The 26603-nt window shown below is 64.5% G+C and carries 33 protein-coding genes; 12 read left to right on the forward strand and 21 right to left on the reverse strand.

Annotated features, from left to right (window positions below; genetic code table 11):
• Positions 1-531: a DUF2269 domain-containing protein gene (locus tag ACX3O0_RS06320; RefSeq protein ID WP_459107156.1), complete on the forward strand. Its 531-nt coding sequence runs from the start codon at positions 1-3 to the stop codon at positions 529-531.
• A 118-nt stretch (positions 532-649) separates the two neighbouring features.
• The gene (locus ACX3O0_RS06325) at positions 650-1105 is read left to right on the forward strand and encodes an iron chaperone (protein WP_459107157.1); all 456 of its coding nucleotides are present in this window, start codon (positions 650-652) and stop codon (positions 1103-1105) included.
• A gap of 4 nt (positions 1106-1109) precedes the next feature.
• Here ACX3O0_RS06325 and ACX3O0_RS06330 read toward each other — a convergent pair whose 3' ends face one another.
• On the reverse strand, positions 1110-1556 hold the full coding sequence (locus ACX3O0_RS06330; RefSeq protein ID WP_459107158.1) for a sigma-70 family RNA polymerase sigma factor family protein: 447 nt from the start codon (positions 1554-1556) through the stop codon (positions 1110-1112).
• A 152-nt stretch (positions 1557-1708) separates the two neighbouring features.
• Here ACX3O0_RS06330 and ACX3O0_RS06335 point away from each other — a divergent pair, with 152 nt between their 5' ends.
• A complete protein-coding gene (locus ACX3O0_RS06335; protein ID WP_459107159.1) occupies positions 1709-2797 on the forward strand; it encodes a nitronate monooxygenase in 1089 nt (362 codons plus the stop codon).
• Positions 2798-2972: 175 nt separating this feature from the next.
• On the opposite strand, the gene ACX3O0_RS06340 is transcribed toward ACX3O0_RS06335, so the two are convergent.
• On the reverse strand, positions 2973-3170 hold the full coding sequence (locus ACX3O0_RS06340) for a hypothetical protein (protein WP_459091893.1): 198 nt from the start codon (positions 3168-3170) through the stop codon (positions 2973-2975).
• 115 nt (positions 3171-3285) lie between these two features.
• On the opposite strand from ACX3O0_RS06340, the gene ACX3O0_RS06345 reads away from it, so the two are divergent.
• From ACX3O0_RS06345 to ACX3O0_RS06365, 5 genes are all read left to right on the forward strand, one after another.
• Positions 3286-4008, forward strand: a complete 723-nt coding sequence (locus tag ACX3O0_RS06345) for a DUF4386 domain-containing protein (RefSeq protein ID WP_459107160.1) — start codon at positions 3286-3288, stop codon at positions 4006-4008.
• The gene (locus ACX3O0_RS06350) at positions 4005-4919 is read left to right on the forward strand and encodes an oxidoreductase (RefSeq protein ID WP_459107161.1); all 915 of its coding nucleotides are present in this window, start codon (positions 4005-4007) and stop codon (positions 4917-4919) included. Before ACX3O0_RS06345 ends, ACX3O0_RS06350 begins: the two co-directional genes overlap by 4 nt.
• A gap of 108 nt (positions 4920-5027) precedes the next feature.
• Positions 5028-5642, forward strand: coding sequence for a dihydrofolate reductase family protein (locus ACX3O0_RS06355; RefSeq protein ID WP_459107162.1), 615 nt, complete (start codon positions 5028-5030; stop codon positions 5640-5642).
• Between the two features lie 16 nt (positions 5643-5658).
• Entirely contained in the window at positions 5659-6327 is a 669-nt protein-coding gene (locus tag ACX3O0_RS06360) for a peroxiredoxin-like family protein (protein ID WP_459091885.1), read from the forward strand.
• Positions 6328-6389: 62 nt separating this feature from the next.
• Positions 6390-6737: a hypothetical protein gene (locus ACX3O0_RS06365; protein ID WP_459091883.1), complete on the forward strand. Its 348-nt coding sequence runs from the start codon at positions 6390-6392 to the stop codon at positions 6735-6737.
• 113 nt (positions 6738-6850) lie between these two features.
• On the opposite strand, the gene ACX3O0_RS06370 is transcribed toward ACX3O0_RS06365, so the two are convergent.
• The 9 genes from ACX3O0_RS06370 to ACX3O0_RS06410 all read right to left on the reverse strand — a co-directional run bounded on the left by ACX3O0_RS06370 (position 6851) and on the right by ACX3O0_RS06410 (position 13582).
• Positions 6851-7420: a DapH/DapD/GlmU-related protein gene (locus ACX3O0_RS06370; RefSeq protein WP_459091881.1), complete on the reverse strand. Its 570-nt coding sequence runs from the start codon at positions 7418-7420 to the stop codon at positions 6851-6853.
• Between the two features lie 42 nt (positions 7421-7462).
• Positions 7463-8341 (reverse strand): LLM class flavin-dependent oxidoreductase, encoded by an 879-nt coding sequence (locus ACX3O0_RS06375; protein WP_459107163.1) that lies wholly within the window; start codon positions 8339-8341, stop codon positions 7463-7465.
• A gap of 78 nt (positions 8342-8419) precedes the next feature.
• Positions 8420-8968 carry a hypothetical protein gene (locus ACX3O0_RS06380; protein ID WP_459107164.1) on the reverse strand — a complete coding sequence of 183 codons (549 nt, stop codon included), beginning with the start codon at positions 8966-8968 and terminating at the stop codon, positions 8420-8422.
• Entirely contained in the window at positions 8965-9549 is a 585-nt protein-coding gene (locus tag ACX3O0_RS06385) for a hypothetical protein (protein WP_459091875.1), read from the reverse strand. Before ACX3O0_RS06385 ends, ACX3O0_RS06380 begins: the two co-directional genes overlap by 4 nt.
• Positions 9546-10034 carry a hypothetical protein gene (locus ACX3O0_RS06390; protein WP_459091873.1) on the reverse strand — a complete coding sequence of 163 codons (489 nt, stop codon included), beginning with the start codon at positions 10032-10034 and terminating at the stop codon, positions 9546-9548. The genes ACX3O0_RS06385 and ACX3O0_RS06390 overlap by 4 nt, the downstream gene beginning before the upstream one ends.
• On the reverse strand, positions 10031-11140 hold the full coding sequence (locus ACX3O0_RS06395; protein ID WP_459091871.1) for an ABC transporter permease: 1110 nt from the start codon (positions 11138-11140) through the stop codon (positions 10031-10033). Before ACX3O0_RS06395 ends, ACX3O0_RS06390 begins: the two co-directional genes overlap by 4 nt.
• A complete protein-coding gene (locus ACX3O0_RS06400; RefSeq protein ID WP_459107165.1) occupies positions 11137-11781 on the reverse strand; it encodes an ABC transporter ATP-binding protein in 645 nt (214 codons plus the stop codon). The genes ACX3O0_RS06395 and ACX3O0_RS06400 overlap by 4 nt, the downstream gene beginning before the upstream one ends.
• Before the next feature lie 5 nt (positions 11782-11786).
• Positions 11787-12872, reverse strand: a complete 1086-nt coding sequence (locus tag ACX3O0_RS06405; RefSeq protein WP_459107166.1) for a peptidoglycan-binding protein — start codon at positions 12870-12872, stop codon at positions 11787-11789.
• A 47-nt stretch (positions 12873-12919) separates the two neighbouring features.
• Positions 12920-13582 carry a hypothetical protein gene (locus ACX3O0_RS06410; protein WP_459107167.1) on the reverse strand — a complete coding sequence of 221 codons (663 nt, stop codon included), beginning with the start codon at positions 13580-13582 and terminating at the stop codon, positions 12920-12922.
• 274 nt (positions 13583-13856) lie between these two features.
• Between ACX3O0_RS06410 and ACX3O0_RS06415 the strand changes: the two genes are divergently transcribed.
• Complete coding sequence (locus ACX3O0_RS06415; protein ID WP_459107168.1) at positions 13857-14516, forward strand: ScbR family autoregulator-binding transcription factor; 660 nt, start codon at positions 13857-13859, stop codon at positions 14514-14516.
• Positions 14517-14590: 74 nt separating this feature from the next.
• Positions 14591-15115, forward strand: a complete 525-nt coding sequence (locus ACX3O0_RS06420) for a methyltransferase family protein (RefSeq protein ID WP_459107169.1) — start codon at positions 14591-14593, stop codon at positions 15113-15115.
• 85 nt (positions 15116-15200) lie between these two features.
• Here the strand turns inward: ACX3O0_RS06420 and ACX3O0_RS06425 are convergent, their stop codons facing one another.
• Both ACX3O0_RS06425 and ACX3O0_RS06430 read right to left on the reverse strand, forming a co-directional pair.
• Positions 15201-16520: a ferredoxin reductase domain-containing protein gene (locus ACX3O0_RS06425; RefSeq protein WP_459091859.1), complete on the reverse strand. Its 1320-nt coding sequence runs from the start codon at positions 16518-16520 to the stop codon at positions 15201-15203.
• A gap of 111 nt (positions 16521-16631) precedes the next feature.
• Complete coding sequence (locus tag ACX3O0_RS06430) at positions 16632-17330, reverse strand: hypothetical protein (RefSeq protein ID WP_459107170.1); 699 nt, start codon at positions 17328-17330, stop codon at positions 16632-16634.
• 228 nt (positions 17331-17558) lie between these two features.
• Here ACX3O0_RS06430 and ACX3O0_RS06435 point away from each other — a divergent pair, with 228 nt between their 5' ends.
• The gene (locus ACX3O0_RS06435) at positions 17559-18638 is read left to right on the forward strand and encodes a DNA polymerase IV (protein ID WP_459107171.1); all 1080 of its coding nucleotides are present in this window, start codon (positions 17559-17561) and stop codon (positions 18636-18638) included.
• A 68-nt stretch (positions 18639-18706) separates the two neighbouring features.
• Positions 18707-19306 carry a dihydrofolate reductase family protein gene (locus ACX3O0_RS06440; protein WP_459107172.1) on the forward strand — a complete coding sequence of 200 codons (600 nt, stop codon included), beginning with the start codon at positions 18707-18709 and terminating at the stop codon, positions 19304-19306.
• 72 nt (positions 19307-19378) lie between these two features.
• On the opposite strand, the gene ACX3O0_RS06445 is transcribed toward ACX3O0_RS06440, so the two are convergent.
• From ACX3O0_RS06445 to ACX3O0_RS06480, 8 genes are all read right to left on the reverse strand, one after another.
• A complete protein-coding gene (locus tag ACX3O0_RS06445; protein ID WP_459107173.1) occupies positions 19379-19567 on the reverse strand; it encodes a Flp family type IVb pilin in 189 nt (62 codons plus the stop codon).
• Between the two features lie 190 nt (positions 19568-19757).
• Positions 19758-20621: a type II secretion system F family protein gene (locus ACX3O0_RS06450; RefSeq protein ID WP_459107174.1), complete on the reverse strand. Its 864-nt coding sequence runs from the start codon at positions 20619-20621 to the stop codon at positions 19758-19760.
• A 9-nt stretch (positions 20622-20630) separates the two neighbouring features.
• Complete coding sequence (locus ACX3O0_RS06455; protein WP_459107175.1) at positions 20631-21587, reverse strand: type II secretion system F family protein; 957 nt, start codon at positions 21585-21587, stop codon at positions 20631-20633.
• Positions 21584-23089 (reverse strand): CpaF family protein, encoded by a 1506-nt coding sequence (locus ACX3O0_RS06460; protein WP_459107176.1) that lies wholly within the window; start codon positions 23087-23089, stop codon positions 21584-21586. The genes ACX3O0_RS06455 and ACX3O0_RS06460 overlap by 4 nt, the downstream gene beginning before the upstream one ends.
• Positions 23086-24468, reverse strand: coding sequence for an AAA family ATPase (locus tag ACX3O0_RS06465; protein WP_459107177.1), 1383 nt, complete (start codon positions 24466-24468; stop codon positions 23086-23088). The genes ACX3O0_RS06460 and ACX3O0_RS06465 overlap by 4 nt, the downstream gene beginning before the upstream one ends.
• The gene (gene cpaB, locus ACX3O0_RS06470) at positions 24465-25205 is read right to left on the reverse strand and encodes a Flp pilus assembly protein CpaB (RefSeq protein ID WP_459107178.1); all 741 of its coding nucleotides are present in this window, start codon (positions 25203-25205) and stop codon (positions 24465-24467) included. The genes ACX3O0_RS06465 and cpaB overlap by 4 nt, the downstream gene beginning before the upstream one ends.
• An 8-nt stretch (positions 25206-25213) precedes the next feature.
• Positions 25214-26182 (reverse strand): TadE/TadG family type IV pilus assembly protein, encoded by a 969-nt coding sequence (locus ACX3O0_RS06475; RefSeq protein WP_459107179.1) that lies wholly within the window; start codon positions 26180-26182, stop codon positions 25214-25216.
• A complete protein-coding gene (locus tag ACX3O0_RS06480) occupies positions 26170-26559 on the reverse strand; it encodes a TadE/TadG family type IV pilus assembly protein (RefSeq protein WP_459107180.1) in 390 nt (129 codons plus the stop codon). Before ACX3O0_RS06480 ends, ACX3O0_RS06475 begins: the two co-directional genes overlap by 13 nt.
• Positions 26560-26603: the final 44 nt, after the last annotated feature.

Genomic DNA, 26603 nt, shown 5'->3' on the forward strand with positions numbered 1-26603 from the left:
ATGTCGCTCGGGATCCGCCGGCTCGCCCTTACTGCGCACGTCGCCGTCTCCGTCGGCTGGCTTGGTGCCGTCGCGGGATTCCTCGCCCTGGCCATTGTCGGGCTCACCAGCCCGGACGAGAAAACTGCGCTGGCCGCCTACCTCGCAACGGACCTTGTCACCTGGTGGGTCATCGTGCCGCTGAGCCTCGCTTCACTCGCCACCGGCATCGTCCAGTCGCTGGGAACGCGGTGGGGGCTGTTCCGGCACTATTGGGTGCTCGCGAAGCTGCTGTTGACTGTTGTCGCCACCGCGTTGCTGCTGCTGCACACCGGGCCGATCGGCCATCTGGCGAAGGTTGCTGCGGAAGGCGCCCCATTCGACAGCGCTCTGGACGGGCTCCGAATTCAATTGATAGCGGATGCCGGCGGCGGCATCCTCGTACTTCTCCTCGTCGTAGCTCTCTCGGTATTCAAACCACGGGGCATGACACCGTACGGGCAACGTAAACAGCGTGAGCGGCGCGCGAAGCTCGCGCGGAGGGACCCCTGAAACGGGCGCCCATTCTTCCATTCCGGCGAAACCGGCTCGCACATCGATCAGTTTTCAAGAAGCCGTCAACGTGTCGGGCTACTAATGTCGACCCCATTGATGAGAAAGGAAACCCCCGATGAACGACAAGGTGAAGTCGACCAAGGCTAAGAGCAAGGCACCACAATTCTCGGATGATGAAAAGGCCGCCATGAAGGAGCGTGCCAAGGAGCTGAAGACAGAGGCGGCCCGCGGGAAGGACGCGGACGCAGAAAAGGACCTGCTCGCGAAGATCGCCGAGATGCCGGAAGCGGACCGCGTGATGGGCGAGCGAATTCATGCCATCGTCAAGGCCAGTGCGCCGGAGCTCAAGGCGAAGCTCTGGTACGGGATGCCCGCCTACGCCAAGGACGGCAAGCTCATCTGCTTCTTCAAGGCTGCATCGAAGTTCCAAACCAGGCACGCCACTTTCGGCTTCGAGGAGGCAGCAAACCTCGATGAGGGAAGCATGTGGCCGACCTCCTACGCCATCACGAAGCTGACGTCCGCCGATGAGAAGGAGCTCGGCGAGCTGGTGAAGAAAGCGGTCAGCTAGCGGGTCACACCGTGTTCCAGCGGCGCACCAGCTCGGGCTGCAACTGAATCCACACCATGCTGATCCGTCGCCCGGTGAAGTCCAGGTTGATGGCCGCCGTGACTTCTCCACCACGGCTGAGCGTCAGGCCTGCCTGACCGTTGATTGCGCCCTCTGCAATCTCGAGGCCAGGCTGGGCGCCCATCCCGTGCACCAGTAACGGGATCGCGTCAAAGGTTCCGTGTACCACCCTGATTGTTTGGTGTTCCGTATCTCCGGAGTCGACGACCACCGCAACGCCGGGATCCAGGAGCGCCTCCAACCGAGCCCCGTCGCGCCGTTCAGCCGCAATGCGGAAGTCATGTACCGCCCGGTGATGGATGGGCCGCGTCAGCCATTTCCGGCCGGCAGCCCACAGTGACGCGGCGTCCGCCCGCTCTGTCCGCGCCTTCCCTGTCGATGTGGTCGGCATAGTGCGCCTCCGCTCCGTCTCGATTTCCCCGGCGGCAGCTCGCAGCCGGGTCTACACGTTAAGACTCGACAGGCAGACGTTTTGTGACACAGCGGGACAGTCCACACCGGTCGGTAAGATGCGAAGGTCGAGAGTTGTGGCTGGCGAACAGTATGCGACTGCTCGGCGCCGAAGCGGCTCAGACCGCCAATGACGGAGGAGTGACGCTGGTGGGTTTGCTACTCGATGACCTCGGCATCACGCTCCCGGTGCTTGCCGCTCCGATGGCCGGTGGTCCGACGACGCCCGCGATGGCGATCGCCGCATCAGCTGCGGGCAGCTTCGGCTTCGTTGCCGCCGGCTACAAGTCGGCGGATGCCGTTGCGGATGAGATCCGTACAGTACGGGAGACGACCCCACGTTTCGGGGTGAACCTCTTTGCGCCGAACCCGATCGCCGTCAACCCGACCGAGTATGCCGAATACCGCCGCAGCATGCAGCGGGAGGCGGAACGATTCGGGTTCTCGATCGAGCTCACCGAACCGATCGAAGATGACGACGCCTGGCAGCAGAAACTGGATGCGCTCATCGGCGATCCGGTGCCTGTCGTGAGCTTCACGTTCGGCATCCCCGACGCCGCCGCGATGCGCGCGCTGAAAACGGCGGGAAGCGTGATCCTGCTGACGGTGACGTCGGCGGATGAGGCGAGCGCCGCCATTGAAGCCGGAGCCGACGCCCTCATCGTGCAAGCCTCAGCTGCAGGCGGGCATTCCGCGACGCTCACACCGCGTGTCACGCCGCCAGTGGTTCCCATTGGGGAACTGCTGCAGGGCATCCGCTCGGTGACTTCGCTCCCCCTCATCGCCGCCGGCGGGATCTCCACTCCGGAAGAGGTCACCAGCGCATTAGCGGCAGGGGCGGATGCTGCCACCGTAGGAACTGCGCTGCTCCGGTCTGCAGAGAGCGGGGCATCCGAAACGCACCAGAACGCGCTGGCGGACCCCAGCTTTTCGCGGACCGTCATCACGCGCGCGTTCACCGGTCGGCCCGCTCGCGCGCTCAGCAACGACTTCACCGACCGCCACGATGCGTCCGCGCCATCCGGCTATCCCGCGGTACATCACCTGACCAAGGCCATTCGACGCGCTGCCGCAGCCGCCGGAGATCCGCAGTCGCTTCACCTCTGGGCGGGCACCGGATATCGCGCGGCTACCACCGGCGCTACAGGGCAGATTCTCACCCGACTGGCTTCTTGGGTGTAGAACGCCTTTGTCAACGAGCGGGGCGCAGCTCCTCCGGAGCCGGAAATGGGACTGAAACCGTCGGCCTCCGGTACGATCCAGCCCACCAATTCGCGGTCCCCGCGGCGGTGTTCGATCCAGTTCTCAGGCAGCACGGTTAGCGACGCTAGCTAGAAAGGCGCTGCCCGGTGAGCCGTTAGGCGCCGATCAGCCGCAATACGTGGAAGACCACGTAGACGGGCCACACGATCGCCTGGAGCAGCCCCAGGATCACGCCCCAGAACGTGCCGTTCGACTCGGTGATGAAGTAGATGGCTGCTCCGACGTAGGCCAACAGGAAGATGAAGCCCCATTGCCCGTCCCGCACGATGCGTGCCTGACCGTTCCTAGCCATCTGAGCCACCGTCTCCGCTTGTCATTCTGATCGCTTCTGCGAACGAGGCTACAGGTTTCGGGACGATCACCGGCGTTAGAGCGTACGATGCACATCACGAACGAGGCGGGATCGCATGACAGAGAATATTGACCCTGCCCTGACCGCGACCGCGGGCATCCTGCTCATCGCGATTCCGGTGGCCTTCAACGCAGCGTTCGCAGCCCTGGCCGCCACCTTCGATTATCCCGACATTCTTCGCCGCCCAACCGCCGAGATTCTGGAGAAGTTCAGGCAAGGCGGGTCGCGCCTCGTCCTGCTCTGGTGGGGTTTCGCCATGACGGCGGTGTTACTCACCCCGCTTGCCATCCTCGTGGCAGCATCGCTTGAGGGAGTGCACCAGTGGCTCACCCTGGCCGGAGCGATCACTGGAGTCATCGCGAGCGTCGTCCAGTTCCTTGGTCTGATCCGCTGGCCCTTCCTGGTGCCCTACCTGGCGCGTGAGTCAGCGGATGCCGTTTCACCGGCCCGCAAGGACGCCATCGACATCACATTCCAGGCCTTCAACCGCTACCTCGGTGTCGCGGTCGGTGAGCACCTCGGCTTCCTGCTCACCGGGGGCTGGAGCATCCTCGTCGGTGTCGGAATCCTCCAGAGTTCCAATGTGCCGGGCTGGCTTGGCATCGTCGGCATCGTCATCGGTGGCGCATTGGCGTTGTGCTCGCTGGAGTTCGTCGGACCCTTCGAGCCGAAGGGCTGGCGTGTCGCAGCATCCGCTACCCCCATCGTCTACATCGTGTGGTCGCTGTGGTTGATCGCCACCGGCATCGCTCTCCTCCTACAGCCAGGACAACCATGAAGACCGTGACCCGGACCACCGACTGGACAACGGCCCAGATTCCGGACCTCACGGGCAAAACCGTGGTGGTGACCGGGGCGAACAGCGGCATCGGCCTGGAAGCTGCCCGCGGATTCGCGGCCCACGGCGCTCACGTGGTGCTCGCGGTGCGCGACGCGCACAGAGGGCGCACGGCCGCAGCAGGCATCGATGGCTCCACCGAGGTTCGGACGCTCGACCTCTCCGACCTCGCGTCGGTGCAGCAACTTGCCGCCGACTGGCGCGGCGGCATCCACGTACTCATCAACAACGCCGGCGTGATGATCCCTCCGCTCGGCCGGACCGCAGACGGCTTCGAGCTCCAGTTCGGGATAAACCACCTCGGCCACTTCGCCCTCACCAACCTCCTGCTGCCCTTCATCAGCGGGAGAATCGTGACGGTGGCGAGCGGAGCGCATCGCTCCGGCACCATCGACTTCGACGACCTCAATTGGGAGAGCCGCAAGTACGGCAACGGCTCAGGCGGGTACGCACAGTCCAAGCTCGCCAACCTCCTGTTCACTCTCGAGCTGCAGCGGCGTCTGAAGGAATCCGGCTCGGCGGTTCTCGCCATGGCGGCGCATCCGGGGATGGCAGCAACGAACCTGGGATCCCACTCCGGCAGCGCCATCATGACCTTCCTGGCGGAGGCCATCGTGCCGTTCTTCGCGCAGAACGCAACGGCTGGCGCAGCCCCCACGCTCTTCGCGGCCACCGCTGACATCCCCGGCGGAAGCTATGCCGGACCACGGAAGCGCCGCGAGTTGGTCGGCTCCCCCATCCTCGTCGGTCGCTCGAACGCGGCGAGCGACGTAGCGGCTGCCCGGCGTCTGTGGATCGCATCGGAGGAGCTCACTGGCGTCAGCTTCCCGGCGGCTCTCGAAGACGTGTAGCCGCCGGGGCTGGTCCACGCGATCCGGTTGTTCGGCAAGGGGCGGAGTGGCAGGCTTGACGTGATCCTGTCGCCGGATTGACGATGGGCGACCGAAGTGGAGCACGCCATGGGACTCATCCACATCGACCTGTTCACGACGCTCGATGGCGTCGCTCAGGCGCCGGGCGCACCCGACGAGGACACTGACAGCGGTTTCGCGTTTGGTGGCTGGCAAGCGCCTCTCATCGATGAGGTGGTCGGCGAGCAGGTGGACTCCGAGATGGCGGGGATGGACGCGCTGCTGCTCGGGCGCCGAACCTACGACATCTTCGCCGCGTATTGGCCGCACGCGAGCGGGCACATCGCCCAGCTGTTCAACCGTCTCCCGAAATACGTGGCTTCGCGCCACACGCCGACCCTCGAGTGGGCCGGCTCCAGTCTGCTCGGTCCTGATGTCGCATCCGCCGTCCAAGAACTGCGCGACCGGCACGCCGACACCCACGTCATCGGCAGCCTCGACTTCGTGCAGACCCTGTTCGCGGAGCGGCTCTTCGATCGGCTCACGCTCTGGGTGTACCCGATTCTCCTCGGAGAAGGAAAGAAGGTTTTCGCCGACGGGGTGGTCCCGACGAACCTCAGACTCATCGAGCCAGTCGTCGCATCCCCGCACGGCGCGGTGATGCAGCGCTACGCGCTCGCCGACGGCACGCCCGGTGTCGGCGACATGTCGACGGCCACCTAACTACAACCAGAAGGCCGTGAGAACCATAATGGGCATCGTCGAAGAACAGCAAGCGGCCGAGCAGGAATGGCTCGACGCCTGGCACCGCGGTCCACAACGGATGCGATGGGACCGTGTGCCACTGCAGGTCGGCGACGCAACACCGGATCTGGAACTACCGGATCACACTGGCGAAATGGTGCGACTGTCGTCCTTGTGGGCTGACTCCCCTGCTTTGATCCTGTTCTGGCGTCACTTCGGCTGCAGTTGCGGGAATGACCGTGCCGCCCGACTCAAGGCCGAGTACTCGCAATACACCGACGCCGGGGCTTCAGTCGTGGTGATCGGGCAGGGCGAACCCGCCCGCTCAGCGCAATACCGAGAGCACACCGGTATCCCGTGCCGCGTGTTGTGCGACCCGGATCGAACTGTGTACCAAGCATTCGACCTGCTTGAGGGCACGGCCGCCCAGGTGCTTTTCGATGCGCCAGACGAGTTTCTTCGTTGCGAAGCGGTTGCCGGTGAGTCGCTTGCCGCTTCCCGGCACGGCACTGACCGTGCGGCCGTGGATAGTCCGTGGCAACTTCCCGGGGAGTTCGTGATCGACCGCGGTGGCATCGTGCAACTCGCCTATCGATACCAGTACTGCGAAGACTGGCCCGATCCCCGCGTGCTCACCGCGGCCATCCGCTTCGGTGGCGTTTAGGGCTAAAGGAGGCCTAACCCAGAATTCCCCTGAAGACTGATCAGGTGTGAGAAGCTTTCAACATGTTCCTTCTGATCTGGCGCCGATGGGGATGGATAGCCATCCTGTTTCCTGTGTTCGGCTTCGTGTTGTGGCTCGCTATCGGCGCAGGAATCCGGTCCGCAATGCACATAGACGCTATTCAAGGCGTCTGGAATCTGATCGCTCTCGTTATCGGATTCGGTATTGCCGGGATCGCAAGTTGGGTAGTCGCGGTGCGCTTCATCGAACCGGTACTCGACGACCCGAGCAAGAATCTTCCACGCTCGACGTTGTTCTTCCTGCCCGTCCGATACTGGGCCTTCGTGACTGTTGCAGTAGGGCTAGCGCTCCTCGTCCCGAACGCCATCGAGATCTTCACCACCACCTGATCATCCCGTGCTACTCACCAGATAACTCGGATGGTGACCCAGAACACGACGCGTCCATTTTGCTCCTGAAGTTCGCGTTCGTCCGATCCATAGAGGATGGACCGAGCGCCGGTTCAATCGGCCAGTGAGCGCAGCACCCGTGCCGGCGAGCCGACAACGATCGTGTTTTCCGGTACGTCCTTCGTCACCACGGATGCAGCCGCCACGACCGCGTTGTCGCCAATCGTCACGCCGGACAGAACTGTCACGTTCGCCCCGATCCAGACGTTGCGGCCGATGACGACGGGAGACGGATGCATGTCAGCGCGCCGAGTCGGGTCCAGGTCGTGGTTGAGTGTGGCAATCACCACGTTGTGCCCGATCAGGCAGTCATCGCCAATGGTGACACCGCCCTGGTCCTGGAACTTGCATCCGGAATTGATGAAAATCCGCTTCCCGAGGGTGATGTTCTTACCGAAGTCTGAGTAGAACGGCGGGAATACCGTCACCGTCTCGTCGACAGGTTTTCCGGTCAGCTGAGCCAGTAATCCCCGCACCCGTGGAGGTTCGTGGTATCCGCCGTTGAGTTCACCGGTGATGCGCAGGGCGTCCTGGCTAACTCGGTGCATGACCTGGTGCAACGGCGAGGCCCCCGTGATGGTACGGCCGGCATCCAACGCTTCCAGCAGATCTTCGAGTTCCATGGTGACCTTTCAGAGAGTGAGCAGCACTGTGGTGGCCGGGCGTCACGCGACGATCCGCGCGACCTCTCCAACCGCGCGAAAGAATTCGGCCAGATCGGGTTCTCCCGCTGCGGGAAGGAGCACCACGTCATCGATGCCCACGGCCGCGAACCGCTTCACGGCCGCCGCAACAGCGTCAGCATCGCCCCACACCGCACGGTCGCCATCGATTCCGCTGTCACCTAGATCCGCCCGCACCCGCGCTTCGGCACCGTCGCCAAAAGCGGCGGTCACGTACGCAATGATCTTGGCTGAGTCTCCATGGGTCGCGCGAGAGCGGCCCTCGTTGACTGCACGGATCTGGTCACTGAATTCGGCCGGAGTGCGCCCGGCAACGAGAATCGTGCCGTCTGCGACCTCACCGGTCAGGCCGAGAGTCTTCGGCCCCTCCCCCGCGGCGTAGACCGGCGGAGCATTCTCCGGCGGATACTCGAGTCGCACCCGATCGAAAGTCACATACCGCCCCGAAACCGTTACCTCGTCACCGGCCAGAAGCGAACGGAGAGCTGGGATGTATTCACGCATCAACGTGAGCGGTGAAGCGACTCGCGCACCCACCTGCGCCATCCACGGCAGCACGCCATGCCCTATCCCCGGGTAGAGGCGACCCGGGAACATCCGCTCAATCGTCGCGATCTCCATCGCGGTGACCGCAACGTTGCGCAGGGGCATCGGCGAAATACCGATACCGATGCGTAGCCGGTCCGTCCAGGCGAGGGCGGCGGATGCTGTAGCGAACGCTGACTGGCGGAAGCAGTCCTCCCAGAGCCACAACTCCGGCACCCCGGCCTCCTCAGCCGCCTCCACTGCCGCCCGGAATGCCTCCGGCGCGTTCTGGTACGGGCTGAAGACCGCGCCGACGCGGATCCTCGGTTTGTCCATGGTCCGACGATAGTCGAGAGCCCAGACAGCCGCTCCCCGCGCGGCTCGCTAGGGCGCAGTCGGCGGAGCCATGCCGTGTTAGTCAATCGGCCGGTCGTAGAGCATCGACGCCGGCTTGCAGGTGCTATCGGCTTCCTCCGTGTCCTGACGCGACCCGACCTGCGGCACGATCTGGGTGTGCGGGAGCAGGAAGCCTTCGCCCTCCGCTGCGGAGTAATAGGTGTCGATGTACACCTGTTTGGTCGGCAACTCGATGACGTAGCCGAGGCCTTCGAGACACTCTTTCACCTGCAGTTCGAAGTGATATTGCTCGCCGAGTTCTTCATCCGTCATCTTCGTCATCTTGTCGAATCCGTAGCGCGCCTGGCACTCGACGTTCGCCGCATGGTATTTGTCGGCCTGCTCAGCCGGGACACCCACGACGATCCCATTCCCCTGGATGTCTCCCTCGAACCCGAACTCGCTGAGGCATTCGGCCATCAGCGTGCCAAAGTCCCCGGTTGATGGGGAGCGGTCTGTTTCTTCGGGCTCGCTAGAGGTGCACCCGGCGACTGTTGCCGCACAAAGAAACACGAGCAGGGTCTTCGCAACCAGAGCCCTCATGGTGATGTGGTATCTGGTCGTCATGGTGCGTAGTACCTCGCGCTTGGATCAGGGCACTTCAGTTTGAGTGCAGCCAAGTCGGCCCTGCTGATGTGGGTTTCAGTGATGACTTCCCAGTAGGGGCTCCACAGCCCGACCGTAGTGCCGTTCACCCACTCAACCCAGGTTTGTTCTGACGGAGGCTCGCTGATGTCGTAGCCCTGCGCGATCAGGCACTCTCGTAACTCCAGCTCGTAGCCGTACTGCTCGCGGAGGGCTCGATCGGTCGGTGGTGTGATCGGATAGGCTTCCTCCCCTTGAGCTCGGCATTCCGCTTCATCGGCCTTCCACTGGTCTTCCTGCTCTGGGGGAACATTCCACCCGCCAGTCTCCAGTTCGGGCCAGCCGGCGTCTTCCATGCAGCGGGTATGGGCCTCGTTGATCAGGTCATAGACGCTCTTGCCGTCGATCAGGCCATCGGGGCCAACCTGTTCTACCCATGCAGGCGGGCCCGATGCATCAGGTGAATCGGATCCGCCAGGCGGGTCAGCTCCCGGGCTCGTGCAGGCGGCCAGCAGCCCGATCACGAAGATGGCACCAACTGTCGCCAGCTGGACGGGCTTCATGCGCCGAACGTCAATGCGAAAAGGGCCAGGGAAGCCACCCCGACGGCAGAGGCCAGGCACATGGAGATCCGAATGAGCCACACCTGGTGTATGACGATCTCGATGACGACGGAGACCACGAGCACCGCAGGCAGGAGGAAGGCCGAACCAACAACTACTGAATAGAGCACGTAGCCGTCACTATCGGTGAGCGACCCTACTAACGCGATGAAGGCAAGCCCGGCGACGCAAATCGCCACATCCGTCAGAACGACGATCGCCGGGTTCTCCGTGCGCCTCCGGAGCAAGCCACTCAGCCCTCGAACCGCTGCCGCCGCGGTGAACACCACGGCCACCCCGGCTGCGATATCTCCGAGGGCATCCTGCGGCGGTCGTGCCGAGATCCAGAAAACGGCGGTGGTTATTGCCCACAACACGACCGCGACGCAACCGGCGATCATCGCCCGGGCTGCAATGGAGGTCGGCAGCTGGTTCTGTTCAGTCATGGGACTCTCAACTCCTTGAGCGGGTCGCGGCGGGCGGCGGCGAGGGCGGGGATGAGGGCGGCGGCGAGTCCGGTGATGATCGCGAGAATGCCGACGGCGGTGAAGAAGTCCCAGCCGGGCAACGGGTCACCGGTAGCGACGAGGCCGATCGCTGCTCCCGCGCTGCCGACGACGGCACCAACCGTGCTGAGCACCACCATCTGGGTGAGGAGAAGTCCAACAATGAGGCTTTGGGATGCTCCGAGGGCGCGGCGGCGGCCGAAGTCCTTGCGGCGGAGCATGACCAGGCCGTAGAGGATGGCGGCGACCAGCACAGCGGTCAGGGCGAAGATCACCACGACCAGATTCCGGCCGAAACTGCCGAGCTGGCCCTCCACCAGCGCCCGCAGTTGGGCGAGGGATTCGCTGGTGGACAGCTTGACCTTGCTGGGGTCATCGACGGCGAGCACCGATTGCACCGCCTGGGAGACGGGGGCGACCAGGTCGGGCCGGGCCGCAATCACCACCAGCACGCTGACCGGCGCTGGCGTCGCATCCGCCGCCTCGGTTTGCGGAACGACGACCAGGGGTTCCAGGAAGCGCAGGTAGTCGGGCACGTCGATGCGGCCGGTGATGGCGTAGTCGGCGCCGGTATCGGAGAGCACTCCCCCGGCCTGATCGGGCATGCCGAGCTGCTGCAGCGCGATCGCGGAGGCCAAGGCTGACCCGTTGGGCACGGGGAGGTTGCCGGTCAGCCGGCGGATGTCGTCACCGTAGGCCAGGCGCACCGGCACGCGGGTGCCGTCGCCGAAGGCAGCGTTCTGCACGTCGTGGGCGGTGCCGAACGCGCCGGCCCATTCGATGCCATCCACGTTGGCAAGGCGCTGCAGAACGGCGGTGTTCAGCCCGGCGCCGGCCTCGGCGCGAACCACGACGGCGCGGGTGCCGGCGGAGTCGATGCTGCCCAGCACCGCCTGTTCCGCGCCGACGGTGCGGCCGGTGGTCAGCAGCACAGTCGCACACATTCCAGCGACCATGATGATCGAGACAACGGATGCCACCGGCTGGCTCCGCGCGGATGCCATCGCCTCCCGCACCACAGCCAGCACCCGGCGCAACGCGTTCATAGGGTGATCACCCGGTCGCAGCGGGCGACCAGGGCCGGGTCGTGGGTGGCGACAACGACGGTGCCGCCGCCGTGGGCCTGGGCGCGCATGGCGTCGACCACGATGGTGGCCGAGTCCGGGTCCAGGTTCCCAGTCGGCTCATCCGCGAGCAGGATGCGCGGGTCGTTCAGCAACGCCCGGCAGAGTGCGATCCGCTGCGCCTGCCCACCGGAGACCTGCCCGGGCTTGTGGTTTGCCCGCAGGTCGACCCCGAACTGGCTCATCAACTCCAGGGCGCGCCGCTTCGCCGGCTCGCGCGGCTCGCCGCGGTAGAGGGCGGTCTCGATCACGTTGTCCAGCACCGTGCGGGTGGCATCCAGCGCCGCATCCTGGAACACGAACCCGAACCGGGAGGCCCGCATACGTGCCCGGCGCGCATCCGCCAGCCCCGCAGCATCCGCCCCATCGACCAGCACGCGACCGGCGCCCGGTTTCAGCATGAGGCCGAGCAGGTAGAGCAGGGTGGACTTGCCGCGGCCGGAGGGGCCGGTGATCGCCACCACCTCCCCGGCTGAGAAGGTCGCATCCCAGCCGGTGAGGATTTCGGCGCTGTGCCCATAGCCGAAAGTGATCCCGCGGGCTTCCAGCAGTACGGTTCCCATGGGTATTACTCGCCGGAGGCGGGCACCCGCACGCGGGTTCCGCCCGGCACCCCCTCGATCACCGACATGCCCCGGGCGCTGGTGACCACCGTCACCGGATGCGACACCGCCTCCGCATCGGTGACCGTGACCCTTCCGTCGGCGGAGCTGAGCAGTGCCGCGGACGGCACCACCAACCCGGCCACCGTCTCCACCGTGACAATCCGCGACTGCAGCAGCGTCTGCCCGGTCACCGGAATCGTTGCGCACTCCTCACCGCAGATGACCGCACCATCCTGGCCGGCGAGGATGATCGTGGTGCCGGCCATCTCATCCGTCACCTGGTCCACGACTACCGCCTCCCACTTCGCGTCACCATTGGTGATTTCCACCCGGGTGCCGTTCGGCATCATCGAGGTCTGCGATTCGGTCACCGGGATGACGAACGTCGGTGCCGCGGGCAGGCCCTTCACCACCGCCTCCCCGCCGGTGACGATGGCGCCGCGCTTGATCACCTCGATGTCCAGCGCCAGCCGGGTCGGCAACGTGGGGACGAACACCAGGTCCCCCGGCTGCACCACCCCATCCTGCGGAACACCCAGGCTCTTCTGCCACGACTTCACTGCCCGCTCGGTCGCGGAACCGAATTCTCCATCCGGTGTCGCCCTGAAGTGTCCGAGGGCGGCCAGCATCGCCTGCACCTGCGTCACATCCGCACCCTTGGAACCACGGGCCAGCGGCTGGAACGACGGGATCGAGCCCTGCGCGACGACCACCGGCCGCAGGTTCACCGTGTACAGCACCGTCCCGTGAGTCACCTCATCGCCGGCAGCAACGTTCACCGTCGTGACGGTGCCGGATGCCTGATTCGTCCCGACCGGAACCGGTGTCCACTCCGCCACCGTGTTCAGGTTGATGCTGGAGCCGACCTCACCGTCCACCACCTCGACGAAGGTGAACGCCGTCGAATCCAGTACGTCCTTTGCCGGGGTCAACACCGTCGCACCAGCCCACCCGACACCAGCGCCGACCAACAAGGTGACCAGAGCAAGCCCGACCCACATAAGCCACCGGCGTCGAGCAGGAAGATCTGAGGCATCAGCTTGTGGCATATCGAGATACTTTCAGACTTGGGCGGCGAACGGGTGCCATTGCGCGCTCAGCCATAGATTCCATCCGGTATCTGCGGGCACTTCTTGTTCAGGTCGATCCAGTCCAACTTGCCCTGCGAGGGCGTACGGCCAAGGGAATCGTAGGGGCTCCACGGATGCGTGTAATACTCCTCGACGAAGGTGGCCCGGCTGGGCGCGGGGTCGACGCTGATGCCCTCGCCCTCCAGGCATGGGGTCAAGGTGTCTACGAAGTAGTCGTAAAGGAATTCCAGCTGGGCGTCGTTCAGCGGCTGGGTGTATTTCGGATGCGACGGGTATTGGATCCGGCAGGTCAGGCTCGCAACGGTGTATGGCACTATCTGTTCCTCCGTGTACGAGCCGCCGTACCCACCGTCCTCGCTCACGGTCGTCTCGAACCCGAGCCGGGTCATGCACTCCGCCATCGCCTTCGGGAGCTCTTCCGGCGACACGAAGCGGATGCGCTTGATTGCGTCCACGTCCACGGTGCGGTCGGTGTTCCGCAGGTTTGCCCGGACCTCCTCCATTTCGAGATCCGACAGGCGGAATGCCTCCGCCTCCGACATCTCGGGGATGCCGAACCTGTTCTCGGTGCCTTCGGCATCCGGGGAGGACGCGCATCCGCTCATCAAAAGAGTCAGCATGACAGTCGCACCGATCACGCCCAGGCGAATCGGACGTGAACTAGTCAACGGATGGCACCGATTCTGCTTCCCCGCCGTCTGGTGGTGTCAAGTTCATCGACGAGGTGATGTCCACCGATCGGGTGGCCGGAAGCGTGAGGGATTCTGGTGATATTCGTGCCGCCGCGCTCTTCGAGTCCATCTCATTCCTTCCGGTTGAGGGTGACGCTATAGGAGCCTCGAGGAATGCACAATAGAAACATAGTGGACAGTTGGTTTTCGTTATAAGATCGCAGAACTGGTCTTCCGCTGCATCCGTGCGGCCAACTAGGCAGGGAGTTTCATGGTCAGGCAGGCTCGAGCCGAGGTGACACGCGAGGCGCTCATCCGTTCGGCTGGAGCTGTTTTCTCCAGGACCACCTACGCCAGCGCAACTCTCGCCGACGTGATCTCCGAGGCCGGAGTGACTCAAGGGGCGCTGTATTTCCACTTCGAGTCGAAGCACGCTCTCGCCCTTGAAGTCATCCGCCGCCAGCACGAAACCTCGATTAACTCCGGTCGGATCTTTCTCGAAGGCGAGGTGCGTGGCCTTGAGGCGATGGTGCTGCTCTCAGTGGAACTCGCTCGCCAGATCACCACCGACCCGATCGTTCGTGGGGGGTTGAGGCTCAGTACGGAATCGGCTGAGTTGTTCGGCGAGCACGCGAGTGGGCCCTACACCGACTGGATCGCCGCCGCCGACCTGTTCCTGAGGCAGGCCGCGGATGACGGGGACGTGGACCAGTCGACGGACTTTCCGGCTGTCGCCCGTTTCGTCATCTCCGCATTCACTGGAGTCCAGGTCGTCTCGCAGGCGACGACGGGCTGGGCAGACCTCAATGAGCGGCTGGAGGAGATGTGGGCGATTGTGTTGCCCGCGATCGCGCGCCCGGAAAAGCGAGGCGGCCTGGAGCGACTTCCAGCGCTGGTGAGACCGGACAGAGCAGAGCAGATCTCCGTTTAGTTCTTGACTTTGAACCCACGGGACCCCAAAAATCCCAGTCGCGCGGTGCGGAGATTCGGGCTAGCCTGACGCGCATGGCCCAGGCCGCCTCGCTCGCACGTGCGTGGATCGGAACGATCGTCTTCCTCTTCCTCGCGCCCGGCGTCGTCGCCGTCCTGATTCCATGGTTCATCTCCGGCTGGCGGGTTCACGACTGGGGTGCCGCGACCTGGGTCGTCGTGCCGATCGCGGGGGTCGCGATTGCTGTCGGCGCATTCTTCCTCCTTCACGCCTTCGCCCTGTTCGCCCTGCACAGTGGAACGCCTGCGCCGATTGCCCCTACCAAGACGCTCGTCGTGACAGGGGTCTATCGGTTCGTGCGCAATCCGATGTACCTCGCGGTGCTCGCGATCATCTTCGGCCAGGCGCTGCTGTTCGGAAGTTGGTGGCTCGTGCTCTATGCCGTGATCGCCTTCGTTGCGGTCTTCGCCTTCGTGAAGGGCTATGAGGAGCCGACCCTCACCGGCACCTACGGCGATCAGTACCTCGACTACAAGCGCCACGTTCCCGGGTGGTGGCCACGGTTCACTCCGTGGCGCGGTGACATCACGCGAGGGTGAGCACGACGTGACCGCGCTCTCCACGCCAAGGTGACGGTAGGCATCCGCGCTCCGTGCACGCGGGTGGGTCACGTCGAGGGGCGAGTCAGGAGTCCCAAATCGGCCCGAATGCTGGAACGCCGCGGCGTTCGAATTCGCCCACGACCCGCCCGGTAACGGACTTATTCGAGACGCAGATGACGGCATCCGCCCCGGAGGCGAAATACGCGTCATAGGCGAGCCCGAACACATCGGGTTTCCCCTTCTCGGACGTGTTCCAGATCACGGCTTCGGGTTGCGCCGCGGTCACCTCGGCGAGGAGTCCGTTGCCGTAAGTCTCTCGCGGCGCCTTGGTGACCCACACGAGCCGGGCACCCTGCGTGTCCGTGAGGAGGTGGCCGAGAACAGGCCCGATTCCGCTTCCGGTAACGACATACAACACCCGGGAAAAGAGCCGCTTCGCGTTCGCGACGCCGGCGGTAGGGATGCCCCTGACCCACACATGCGTGGGCGGGTGGTCGATGAACCGTGACGTCCAGCCTCCGGCCCGAGATACCACCATCCGATATCCGGACTCCCCCGCGGTCGCCGGCACGCAGGCGAAAGGGTGCCAACCGAACAGCGGATGCCGGCTGATCGCCCGCGTCGTACCCACCGGCGGGACGTAACCATAATCCAGCCGTACGATCGCCGCGTGGTCGGAAGGACGCTCGACCGTGATTGCCACTCTGCGCAGCAACAGCCAGGGCCATACCGCCAGCACGGTCGACACCACGAGCATCCAGAAGATCGGCGATGTCACGAGTGCCTCGCCAAACGTACGGGCAGCCGTCTGCAACTGGGCGAGAATCAAGGCGTTGACCCAGGCCAGAGCGAACACGACCCAGGTGCCGAAACGATGCGACGCCTCGAACACGTCGTGGTGGAGGGTGCGAAACCTTGGTGCCGCCAAGGCGCAGATGGCAAGTAACACGATCACGATGAGGAGCGCCAGGAGCACTGAAATGTCGTCGTATCCTGTTACCCCGTCAGCCCATGCGGGGATGAGAAGTACGACATACACGACGTACCAGACGGTACCGGCGATGGCGCCGCCCACGTGCAGTCCGCCTACGTGGTAATACTGTGCGAGCCGCCAGCGCAGGCCTAGGGGCCAGGAGGTGGGTGCCCGTGTCGCCAGCCAGGAAATGAGGTTCACGATCCAGTGCTGGCGCGGCAGAATCGCGAAGAGAAGGTTCAGCTGGGAGATCGCCGCGATGACCTGCAGGCTGAGTGCGCGAGGCTGCCACCATCCGGCCGCCATCCCCCAGATGAAGACCCCCGCGTTCACGGCGAGCACGCCAACAATGAGAACCAGGTAAAGCACGACGCGGGCGCGGCCACGTGGACGCGGGTCGGCGGCCGGAGTCTCGTCCATTCGATTCATGAGCCACAGTCTGGCGAACAGTAGCGTTTTCGGCAATTCCTCATCATTGGTCGACCCAAGTCATCGAACCAAATCGACGCTTGACGGTGGCCCGCCGTTTCACGATTCGGCTTATCCAGCCGACGTATGGGTCCGGCCCGGGCGCTGCACCGAGTCCTCGCTCATCAACGCGGACGGGCGGATGATGATCAGGACTCCGGCGATTATCGCCCACAAGCCGAGAAGCAACGACACCGTGTCCGCGACCTCGAAGAGGAGACCCACAAGGGAGGCGAACTGGACCAGACCGAGAACGATCGCCGCCCACGCCAGCCAGCGTGGGAGCATCCGCGCCTGAAGCAGCAGCGCACCGAGCACGACGAACATGACTCCGAAGGCGAGCATGTCGAGCCAGTGCAGCCCGATCCGCAGGTTGTTGAAGAGAACGACAACCGAAGCAGGCAGTTCCTCGGCAGCGCCGCTGCGCGCGAGCGCCACGAGCGGAGCGATCCCAGCCGCGGCGATGGCCGCTGATGCTGCGGCCAGGGCGACAGCCAGAGTGCCGAACCAATCCGCGACGCTGGTCGTCCGGCGGGCCACCGATGCGACCCTGGCGACGAATGCGAGCAGGCACAGGAACGATGTAGCTTCTATGGCTTCGCCGACCCAGGCTCGCTCCTGGCCCACAGTCGCGTAGAACTCGACCGTCTCACTCTCCGGGTCGCTGATGCCTGGCGAGAACCCGACGATCAGTCCGAAGCCGATGAGGAGCAACGGCAGCCACAGCACGGCGAGCGCTCCAGCGAGGCGATTGGCGGTCAAATCCTTCATCAGGTCCTCCAAAAACGCGTCGCACACTCAAGTGGCGAACACGTGAAATACAAGGTACTCGGGGATGGTGCGCTGGTAAATAGCTAAAGCGATGAAAAATCGGGACTGCAGGCGGACCGGCCCCATCGATGAACACTGGAGAATCCACGACGACCGCATCGACAAAGTTGGCGCCATGAATAACGGTCGACGCTTTGCACAGCGAGATGCGGGCGTCAGACTGGTCGCGTGGACCAAGGGCGGAACTCCTGGGTGCTGCACGTCGATCTCGACCAGTTCGTCGCGGCGGTCGAGGTGCTGCGGCGGCCAGAGCTCGCGGGCAAACCGGTGATCGTCGGCGGTCGAGGCGACCCGACTGAGCGGGCAGTGGTGTCCACCGCGTCGTATGAGGCCCGCGAGTTCGGTGTCGGTTCCGGGATGCCTCTGCGCATCGCCGCGCGCAAGGCACCGGATGCGGTGATCCTGCCGGTGGACGCCGAGGCCTACACCGCGGCATCCGAACAGGTCATGGCGACTCTGCGAGCGCAGCCCGGTGCGACCGTGCAAGTGCTCGGCTGGGACGAGGCGTTCATCGGCGTACACACAGCGGATCCGGAAGGCTATGCCCGGCAGGTGCAGCAGGCCGTACTGGAACGGACCCGGCTGCACTGCAGTGTCGGAATCGGCGACACGCTGGTCCGTGCCAAGGTCGCGACGGGGTTCGGCAAACCTGGCGGGGTGTTTCGACTCACGGCGGACAACTGGCTGGACGTCATGGGTGACCGGCCGACGATCGACTTATGGGGCGTCGGAACGAAGATCTCGCGTCGGCTAGCCGAGTGCGGCATCACCACGGTCGCCGAGCTTGCCGCCGCCGAACCGGACAGCCTGGTTGCCGAGTTCGGGCCGAAAATGGGTCCGTGGTACGTCCAGCTCGGGCGCGGCGATGGCGAACGGGTCGTGGATGACACGCCCTGGGTGGCCCGCGGCCACAGCAGGGAGACGACGTTCCAGCGCGATCTGACCGAACCGGCGCAGATCGAGGAGGCGGTACGCGAGCTGGCCGACCGGGTGCTGGCGGATGTCGCGGCTGAGGGCCGGCCGGTGGTCGGGTTGACACTCAAGGTGCGGTACGCGCCGTTCGTTACCAAGGTCCTCACCAAGCGGGTCGCCGAGACTTTCGACCGAGAGACCGTGCTGGCTGCGATTCTGGGACTGGTCGGACGGATCGAACCGAACCGGCCCATCCGGCTGTTGGGGCTGAGGGCGGAGATGCCGATGCCGGAGGATGCACGGGAGGGGCACACTCCCACGCGCAGCGGCTGGTGACTTGCTTTGTCTGGCGGTGACCACGGTCCCTCTGAATAACACCAATCGCGAACTAAAGGAGTAACACCATGAGCACCACCTTCACAGTCGACTTCTTCTGCAGCCTCGATGGCTACGGCTCGGCCAAAGGATGGCCCGGATATTGGGGAAAGGAAGGCCCCGAGGTCCGCGAGGACCGGGTGCGCACGTTCGCGCAGGACCAAGTGCTCGTCTTCGGCGCGACGACGTTCCGGCAGTTTCGGAAGTTCGTCGCCGAGTACGACGAGCCCTACTACGACCGCATGAACGAGCTGCCGAAGATCGTCTTCTCGAGCACGCTCGAGGAGCCGCTCGGCTGGCAGAACTCGACACTGACCAACGAGGACGCGGTGACGGCCATCGAGCGCCTCAAGCGCACCACCGATGTCCCGATGCGCTCGCACGGCAGCATCTCGCTGAACCGCGCTCTGCTCGCCGCCGGCCTCGTCGACCGGCTCGAGGTCATGGTCTTCCCCGCCATCACCGGCAAGAGCGGCTATGCCTCGCTCTTCCATGACGGGGCGGAGTTCGACCTGGAGCTCATCGAGTCGACCGTGCTCGACGGCCGGACGATTAAGCTCGTGTACGCCCCGCACCTGCACGAGGGCATCCCGGAAGGCGTCGGGCCGAAGCCCCGCGCGGCGGGCTAGTCGAGTTCAACGACAAGCTCCGCGCCGGCGGCCATTGCGTTTCGTCTTGCGGCTGTTCTTTGAAGCATCGTCCTACGGCCCCGTTACAATCGCGGCGCCGACCCCGTCGTACATGAGGTCGAGGTTCGTTCCGATGAGGGCGACGGCGGTGATGATGACGACCGCGATCAGCGAGACCATCAGTCCGTACTCGACGGCGGTCGCGCCGTCTTCGGCGCGCATGCTGTTGAGACGAGCCTGAATTCGGGTGTAGAGGTTCATTTTCTTTCCGTTTCGGTAGCGGCTGGCCAGGGGGTTGACCGAGCGAGTGCCCGTAAAGCTACGCTTGGTCGCCACCACCCCGGCGTTCAAACCCCTGAACTTTCGGGGCGATCGGTGTTTGAATGCCTAAACGAGAACAATCCGGCGTGAACGCCTGCGGAGGACCCAGAGGGTGGGGCTTCCTTGCTGCTTAGGTGAAAGCCTCGATCATGCTGAGCACTGCGGGGGTGAGCAACACGATGAACAGCACCGGGAGAATGCAAAAGATGAGCGGGAACAGTACCTTCACCGGGATTTTCATCGCTGCCTCTTCGGCGCGCTGCCTGCGCCTGAGGCGCATCTCCCCTGCTTGCACCCTCAGCACCGCGGCGATGGCGATGCCGTAGGTGTCTGCCTGCACGACGGAGCGGGTGAACCGGCGCAGATCTGCGGAGGATGTGCGGTCGCCGAACGCGAGGTACGCATCCTTTCGCGTGCGGCCGATGCTCATGTCTTGGAGGGTGCGGATAAACTCCTCGGCGAGCGGTCCCTTCCCGTTCGTCGCCGCCTTTGCCATCGCCGCCTCGAAGCCGAGTCCGGCTTCCACTGAGATCGTCATTTGGTCCAGGGTGTCGGCGAGGGCATCCTGCATCTTCTGCTGCCGTTCCTGACCGCGGCTGATCAACAGCAGGTCGGGGACGAAGAAGCAGAGCACGATGAGCGCCATCCCGAGAAGGAATCGCACGGCTCCTGGGTCGGTGCTGATCCACCAGACAGCGAGCATGCCACCACCAGCAGCCATGACCGGCTTTGCGACGAGGATCTTATCGATCGTCCAGGTGGGCGGTCGCCCGGCGAGCGCGAGCCGGCGGTCCAGCATGCCCAGGTAACCCTTGGGGACTCGTTCCCGGATGCGCTCGACGAGGGTGGTGTCGTTGGTAGCGGCACGGGCGGAATCGGGGATGCCTGGCAGCCCGGACGGCTGGGACGTCCGGCCCGACACCAGGATGCCGATGAGCGCACCGAAGCCACCGGCGATCGCAATTGACGCGAGGAGGGCAATCATGGATGGCATTCGGTTCTCCTAGAACTTGACCTTGACGACGGCCATCATCCACAGTGAGCCGGCGACGAGCAGCACGGCAGAGACAATGAGCGCGATGATGCCCCAGATGTTGGTGGTGAATCCGCTCAGGTACGACCTTTGGGTCAGGATGAGGAAAGTGAACACGCCCACCGGAAGCAAGATGAGAATCCAGGCGGATAGTTTGCCTTCGGCGGCGAGTGATTTCACCTGGCGGCGGATCTCGTTGCGTTCCCGGATAGTGTGGGCCACCTGATCGAGCACTCCCGACAGGCTGCCGCCGACTTCACGGTTGATCGCGATTGCCTGGGCTACCCACTGGAAGTCGTCACTGTGCATCCGCCCCGCGGTGTTGTCGAGGGCATCCCCGAGGTCGCGACCGATTCGGGTCTCGTTCACGACCCGGGCGAATTCGTCCGCGGTTGGCGACTCGGATTCCTGTGCGGCGGCATCGATTGCTCGTAGCAGGCTGTGACCCGCGCGGAGCCCGCCGGAGAGGAGCCCGAGTGATTCGTCGAGCTGGTCTGCGAACTTCGCCCGTCGGCGACTGGTGCGGACGTTGAGCAGGATCCTTGCGCCGAGTGGGGCGAGCAGGGCGAAAGCGATCATGAGGGGGATGGTCCAGGGTGACCCGCCGCCGAGCAGCAAACCGGCCAGGGCAAGTACCAAGGCGGCGGCGATGACCATGAGCACGAACGCCGGCGGTTGCATCCGTATTTTCGCCTGCTCGAGCTGATCGGAGTTGAACGGCGCGCGGCCGCGGCGACGGATACCGCTCTCAATGGCACCGAGGGTGCGATCCGTCAGCTTGGTGAGCGTGGACGGGGTGGACTCCCCCGGTGCCCGCCGCCTCTCCAGCGGAACTTTCACCGCTGGAGGTGAGATGACCAGGAACACGATGACCAGCAGCGCGAGCAGTCCCGCAGCACTTCCCAGGTAGAGCACGATGTCGTTCATCGCTTGTCCCGGGTGACGAGCTGGGACTGGAAAACGCTGGGCGGGAGTGGGATGCCGAGGTCGCCGAATCGGTCAGCGAAGCGCGGCCTGACCCCCGTTGCGATGGCGTGGCCGAGGTGTCGGCCGTCCGCGTCGACACCCGCTGCGTAGTCGAAGACGAACGCATCCTGCAGGGTGACGATTTCGCCTTCCATCCCCTGTACTTCGGTCACATGCGTGATCCGGCGGGTGCCGTCTTTCATCCGGCTGATTTGAACGATGATATCGATGGCGGAGGCGATCTGTTCCCTGACTGCCCGCAGCGGCAGGTCGATTCCGGCCATCAGCACGAGGGTCTCCAGGCGGGCAATCGCGTCTCTCGGCGAATTGGAATGCACCGTGGAGATGGATCCCTCGTGGCCGGTGTTCATTGCCTGCAGCATGTCGAGGGTTTCGCCGCCGCGGCATTCACCGATGACAATGCGATCCGGACGCATCCGGAGCGAGTTGCGTACGAGGTCGCGAATGGTGATCTCGCCCTTACCCTCGATGTTGGACGGACGTGATTCGAGACGGATGACGTGTTCCTGCTGGAGTTGCAATTCGACGGCATCCTCGATGGTGATGATGCGTTCTTCTGCTGGTATGTAACCGGACAGCACATTCAGCAATGTCGTCTTTCCGGTGCCGGTACCGCCGGACACGATGATGTTGAGCCGTGCTTTCACGCACGCGTCGAACACTGCGCCCATGTCTTCGGTTAGTGTCCCGAACCGGATCAGGTCGCTGGCCGTGTACGGTTCTCGGGCGAATTTGCGGATCGTCAGCGAAGACCCGTCCACGGCGAGCGGGGGGATGATCGCGTTCACGCGCGACCCGTCTGCCAGCCGGGCGTCGACCAGGGGCGACGACTCGTCGATGCGGCGGCCGACCTTCGAGACAATGCGCTCAATCACCCGCCGAAGCTGGGCTTCACTGGTGAACCGGGCATCGTCACGACGTAAGACCCCGGCGCGCTCGACGAAGATCTGATCTGGTCCGTTCACCATGATCTCCGTCACGGCGTCCTCCGCGAGTAGCGCCTCCAGCGGGCCAAGTCCGAGAACATCGGCTCCAATTTCGGTGATGAGCCTGGTACGTTCCTCTGTGGTCAGCGGCACCTTCTCCGCGGTGACGATGGTGGCCAGTTCGGCACGGGCATACGCGTGCAGTTGCTCCTCGGAGAGACTGGGGTCGTTCAGCCGGAACCCGATCTTCTCGAACAGGTCCTGGGCCGCCCGCTCCTTGAGGTCCGCTAGGGGATCGGCCTCGACGACCGCCGCGGGCGGCTGTGCCTTGACCGTCTTGGGAACCTGAGGTGCCTCTTTGCTGGGCAAGGCGGATTCTGGTCCACGCACCTCTTGTACGACGGGTTGGGGTGTGGCTGCAACGACGGGCGGTCTGGGGGCAACCGTTGACGTCTTCTGAAGTAGGTGCTGGGGCCCATCGCGGTGTGTCGCATCGACCCGCTCGGTGAGTTTCACTTCAGCACGACCCTTCGGTGACGCCAGTTCCGCTGCTTTCTGGCGGCGGGATCGAAACGCTGCACAAGGGCGGCGAACGCTTTCGATGTGGGGTTCTTGGCCGTGTTCTCAAGGATCGGGTGCCCCAGATTCGTCGAGAGCACAACGAGGTTCGACCTCGGGATCGCGATATCGACGGGCTGTCCGGTTATCGCCTCGACATCTCGGATCGACATTCCACTGTTCCGGTCTGCGAAGTTGAGCACCAGGTGCCGTGACGGCGGCGTCAGTCCGATGCTCTGAATTGCGGCAAGGTGGGTGCGTAAGCCGCGGGTGCTGGTGACCGACATGCCGCAGACGAAGACCACGTCGGTCGACTGTTCGATTGCGGCGAGAGTGTGCTCACCGAGCCCTGGCGTCGTGTCGACGATGACGTATCGGAACTCGTCGCGGAGTTGCGCGATCAGGGCACCCAGTTGGTCGCCCGTGACGCGGTCGCCGTCGATCGGTGATGCGGCTCCGCAGACGGCGTAGAAATTGGCATCATGGGCGGTGAGATACGTCTTCAACACCATCGTGTCGCCGGCCGCCGCCTCCGACACTGCATCGGGGAGCGTGTAGGCCGGCTGAAGGGCCAGCGCCGTCGCGACATCTCCGAATTGCACATCGCCGTCGATGAGCACAACGGATTTTGGTGCAAGGCCGGCCAGGCCGACGGCGAGGTTGGTAGCCACCGTCGTCTTGCCCATTCCGCCCTTCGGCGACACCACGGCAATCACCCGTCCGGACCATGCGGGCAGCTCACTGGAGTGTCGGGCGGGCGCCTGTTCGGGCTTGGCCGACTCGGTCGCGGGAGGTTCGGCCGACGGCACCGGTTCCGCCACGATTTCGCGTTCGGATTCGGATTCGGGCTCGGGCTCGAGCTCGACGTCCGCCACTGTTTCGGACTCGGGTGCCGGCGCCACCGAAGCAACTTCCGGCTCGAGTGGCCGCACGAGTGGCACCTGTCTGGTCCGCCGGCGTGGAGGGTCGTGTCGTCTGCCGAGCTTCTCCACCGCCTTCAGCAGGGAGGCGTCGTCCAGGCTCGGACTGGCGACCGCGTCAACCTTCATGTCGGACACCCATTTGTCCATGGTGCGACCTCGCTCCATCACGAGCATGATTCCGGCCTTCGGATAGAGAGCGGACAGCCCGGCGGACAGTTCATAAGTCTGCGCATGGGAGAGGGACGGGCCGAGCAGCGCGATGTCCGGACGGTCCTCTGCGTTCAGGTTCGCGAGCACCGCTGAGGAGCCCCTGGCCAGGGAGGTTCCCATGATCGTCTGGAAGTCGTAGTCGAGCAGCGACCGCAGCCGGGACTCGAACTTGCGGCTGCGACTGATCAACAGCAGCCGGCTCATTCGAACACCATCCCGCCATTGACGGCCCGCGAGCCGGATTCGTCGGCGCCGTCGGGCTCGATGGTCAGCCAGATCGAGCCGAATTCCTGACCCCACACGATCTTCTCGATATCGGGCGTCGTGCGGGCCAGCGTAACCATGACGGCGCTGACTGGTTCGCTCGGCGCATCCGAGTCGTCCTTGTTCGGACGCGTGGTGGTTCCTTCCTGTACGGCTGTCACCAGCACCTTGTGGAAGACCTGCTTGCTCAGCGATACCTCGGTGCCTCCGGCTGTGTCTTTCAGCGTTGAGGAGATCACGATCCCCACGGTGTCGCCTGCCGCCACGGTTCCACCGACCACATGTTCGACCGGCAAGGCGATGGTCAACGACTGCATGCCATCCGGCACCGGGACATCGCCCCGCGCGGCGCGCGTTGTGGGGTCGACCCATCGGGATTCGAGCAGCAGCTCGCCGGGCATGAGAGCCACGTCGGCCACCCGCCCGGCGAGATCGGCCAGATCGGTGACCCGGCCCTCGGCCACCGCCATGGCGGGCAACTGTCGTTCGGCGATGAGCTTCTCGATGTCCTTCGCGGCTGTGCCGGCCGGGATTTCTCCGGCGACGACATAGACGCTGACCATTTCTGCCCCTGCAGAAGCGCGGGCATCCGCGCCCCTCACGTAGGCGGTCAGCGCGACGGTGCCGGCGAGGGCCAAGACGATGGCGAGAATAGCGCCGATGAGTCGGGTTTTCATGAGATCTCCTAGTCGATGAGTCTGACGATGGTCGCGCCCAGGTTCGGGCCGCCGAGCTCTGTTGCCGCGTCCTCAACGGAGACCCAGCGCTCGAAGAAGCCCTGGATGCCCCGGCAGTTGCCGTTGCAATTGGGCGCAGCGGAGTCGATGTTCACTGCCGGGAAGGTCTGACCACCTGAGAACTTCCAGCCCGTGATCGTGAACGCGGCGAATCCATAGATGTGGTACGCGGCGTCAACACCGTTGGTCACCAGCGCGCTGTCGAAGATGGGGACCAGAATGGTCTGGCCTTCCATGTCGGTCAGCGTGTCGTCGCAGATTCCGGGATAAGAGTTACCGGGTTCATTCGGCATCGATTCTTCATTCAGGTCGAGGTAGGCGGCGCATTGGTCCTCAAGCCTCTCTATCCAGCCGAAGCCGCCGGGAATCGGCTGGCCGTCAGGCCCCTCGCACTCGCGTTCCTCGTCATACCGGATCAGCACGAGAGTTCCGTCCAGGGCAGGGGTGAACTCGCAGTAGGAGATGGCAAGCGGAAGGGTCACCATGGCAGCAAGGGGTGCGCCCCATTCAGCCGTGGCGACAGCGCCGACGCTGCTCGAACTCGTGCCGATGAGGGCAGCGAATGGGTGGCTGATGGCGTCTGCGTTGGTGCCCGCCACGCGAGTGGTCGCGGTGACGGTCACGCTTGTTGCGGTGGGAAAGGTTGGCGTGAGCACGCTGGCGGCACCATCGTTGGCATTCTGATCGGCGAATGCCGCAGCGCGGGCCGAAGGATCGTCGCACGTACCGTCCGCACAGTCCTGGGCGATGGCGAGTGCCGCGGCATCCGCCCCATTCTGGAGTTGCGCGCGCTCGGCGTAGAGAGCACCGACATCGAGCGCGATGGCCAGGAAACCGATGAGCGGGATGATGAGGATTGCCATCATCACCGCGCTTGCTCCGCGTTCTTCGCGAAGCTTTGCGTTTATCCACCGCATAGCATGACTCCTCTGCCTTCCAGGGGTAACGTGACGCCGAAGAATCCGGTCAGGAGACCGGCGTTGTAATTGATGGTCACGGTCACGGTGGTCCCGGCCGTGCAATCTGTTGGGGTGATGGTGATGTCGCCTGCAGCAATAGCCGGGTTGACGGACGGTGCGGCGTTGATTGTTGCCGCCTGCGCCACCGCTGGGTCATTGTGGATCGCCATGGTGCGTGCGCCCTCGCGGGCGGCTTGTGTCAGCGAGATCTGGGTGTTGAAGAGCAGGCTGAATTCGATGAGCCCCATCAACAGAAGGATGAGAACGGGCAGGATGAGCGCGAACTCGACTGCTGCCGCGCCGCTGTCATCTGCGGCCTTCTGCGAAGCCGTCATCGGAATGCCCTTCTGGATCAACGGGGGACAGAACGACGGTGGTG

Source organism: Homoserinimonas sp. A447 (assembly GCF_054489325.1).

Coding starts and splice junctions, on each gene's coding strand:
- ACX3O0_RS06320 (WP_459107156.1), top strand. CDS start 1: ATGTCGCTCGGGATCCGCCGGCTCGCCCTTACTGCGCACGTCGCCGTC.
- ACX3O0_RS06325 (WP_459107157.1), top strand. CDS start 650: ATGAACGACAAGGTGAAGTCGACCAAGGCTAAGAGCAAGGCACCACAA.
- ACX3O0_RS06330 (WP_459107158.1), bottom strand. CDS start 1,556: ATGCCGACCACATCGACAGGGAAGGCGCGGACAGAGCGGGCGGACGCC.
- ACX3O0_RS06335 (WP_459107159.1), top strand. CDS start 1,709: ATGCGACTGCTCGGCGCCGAAGCGGCTCAGACCGCCAATGACGGAGGA.
- ACX3O0_RS06340 (WP_459091893.1), bottom strand. CDS start 3,170: ATGGCTAGGAACGGTCAGGCACGCATCGTGCGGGACGGGCAATGGGGC.
- ACX3O0_RS06345 (WP_459107160.1), top strand. CDS start 3,286: ATGACAGAGAATATTGACCCTGCCCTGACCGCGACCGCGGGCATCCTG.
- ACX3O0_RS06350 (WP_459107161.1), top strand. CDS start 4,005: ATGAAGACCGTGACCCGGACCACCGACTGGACAACGGCCCAGATTCCG.
- ACX3O0_RS06355 (WP_459107162.1), top strand. CDS start 5,028: ATGGGACTCATCCACATCGACCTGTTCACGACGCTCGATGGCGTCGCT.
- ACX3O0_RS06365 (WP_459091883.1), top strand. CDS start 6,390: ATGTTCCTTCTGATCTGGCGCCGATGGGGATGGATAGCCATCCTGTTT.
- ACX3O0_RS06370 (WP_459091881.1), bottom strand. CDS start 7,420: ATGGAACTCGAAGATCTGCTGGAAGCGTTGGATGCCGGCCGTACCATC.
- ACX3O0_RS06375 (WP_459107163.1), bottom strand. CDS start 8,341: ATGGACAAACCGAGGATCCGCGTCGGCGCGGTCTTCAGCCCGTACCAG.
- ACX3O0_RS06380 (WP_459107164.1), bottom strand. CDS start 8,968: ATGACGACCAGATACCACATCACCATGAGGGCTCTGGTTGCGAAGACC.
- ACX3O0_RS06385 (WP_459091875.1), bottom strand. CDS start 9,549: ATGAAGCCCGTCCAGCTGGCGACAGTTGGTGCCATCTTCGTGATCGGG.
- ACX3O0_RS06390 (WP_459091873.1), bottom strand. CDS start 10,034: ATGACTGAACAGAACCAGCTGCCGACCTCCATTGCAGCCCGGGCGATG.
- ACX3O0_RS06395 (WP_459091871.1), bottom strand. CDS start 11,140: ATGAACGCGTTGCGCCGGGTGCTGGCTGTGGTGCGGGAGGCGATGGCA.
- ACX3O0_RS06400 (WP_459107165.1), bottom strand. CDS start 11,781: ATGGGAACCGTACTGCTGGAAGCCCGCGGGATCACTTTCGGCTATGGG.
- ACX3O0_RS06405 (WP_459107166.1), bottom strand. CDS start 12,872: ATGCCACAAGCTGATGCCTCAGATCTTCCTGCTCGACGCCGGTGGCTT.
- ACX3O0_RS06415 (WP_459107168.1), top strand. CDS start 13,857: ATGGTCAGGCAGGCTCGAGCCGAGGTGACACGCGAGGCGCTCATCCGT.
- ACX3O0_RS06420 (WP_459107169.1), top strand. CDS start 14,591: ATGGCCCAGGCCGCCTCGCTCGCACGTGCGTGGATCGGAACGATCGTC.
- ACX3O0_RS06425 (WP_459091859.1), bottom strand. CDS start 16,520: ATGAATCGAATGGACGAGACTCCGGCCGCCGACCCGCGTCCACGTGGC.
- ACX3O0_RS06430 (WP_459107170.1), bottom strand. CDS start 17,330: ATGAAGGATTTGACCGCCAATCGCCTCGCTGGAGCGCTCGCCGTGCTG.
- ACX3O0_RS06440 (WP_459107172.1), top strand. CDS start 18,707: ATGAGCACCACCTTCACAGTCGACTTCTTCTGCAGCCTCGATGGCTAC.
- ACX3O0_RS06445 (WP_459107173.1), bottom strand. CDS start 19,567: ATGAACCTCTACACCCGAATTCAGGCTCGTCTCAACAGCATGCGCGCC.
- ACX3O0_RS06450 (WP_459107174.1), bottom strand. CDS start 20,621: ATGCCATCCATGATTGCCCTCCTCGCGTCAATTGCGATCGCCGGTGGC.
- ACX3O0_RS06455 (WP_459107175.1), bottom strand. CDS start 21,587: ATGAACGACATCGTGCTCTACCTGGGAAGTGCTGCGGGACTGCTCGCG.
- ACX3O0_RS06465 (WP_459107177.1), bottom strand. CDS start 24,468: ATGAGCCGGCTGCTGTTGATCAGTCGCAGCCGCAAGTTCGAGTCCCGG.
- cpaB (WP_459107178.1), bottom strand. CDS start 25,205: ATGAAAACCCGACTCATCGGCGCTATTCTCGCCATCGTCTTGGCCCTC.
- ACX3O0_RS06475 (WP_459107179.1), bottom strand. CDS start 26,182: ATGCGGTGGATAAACGCAAAGCTTCGCGAAGAACGCGGAGCAAGCGCG.
- ACX3O0_RS06480 (WP_459107180.1), bottom strand. CDS start 26,559: ATGACGGCTTCGCAGAAGGCCGCAGATGACAGCGGCGCGGCAGCAGTC.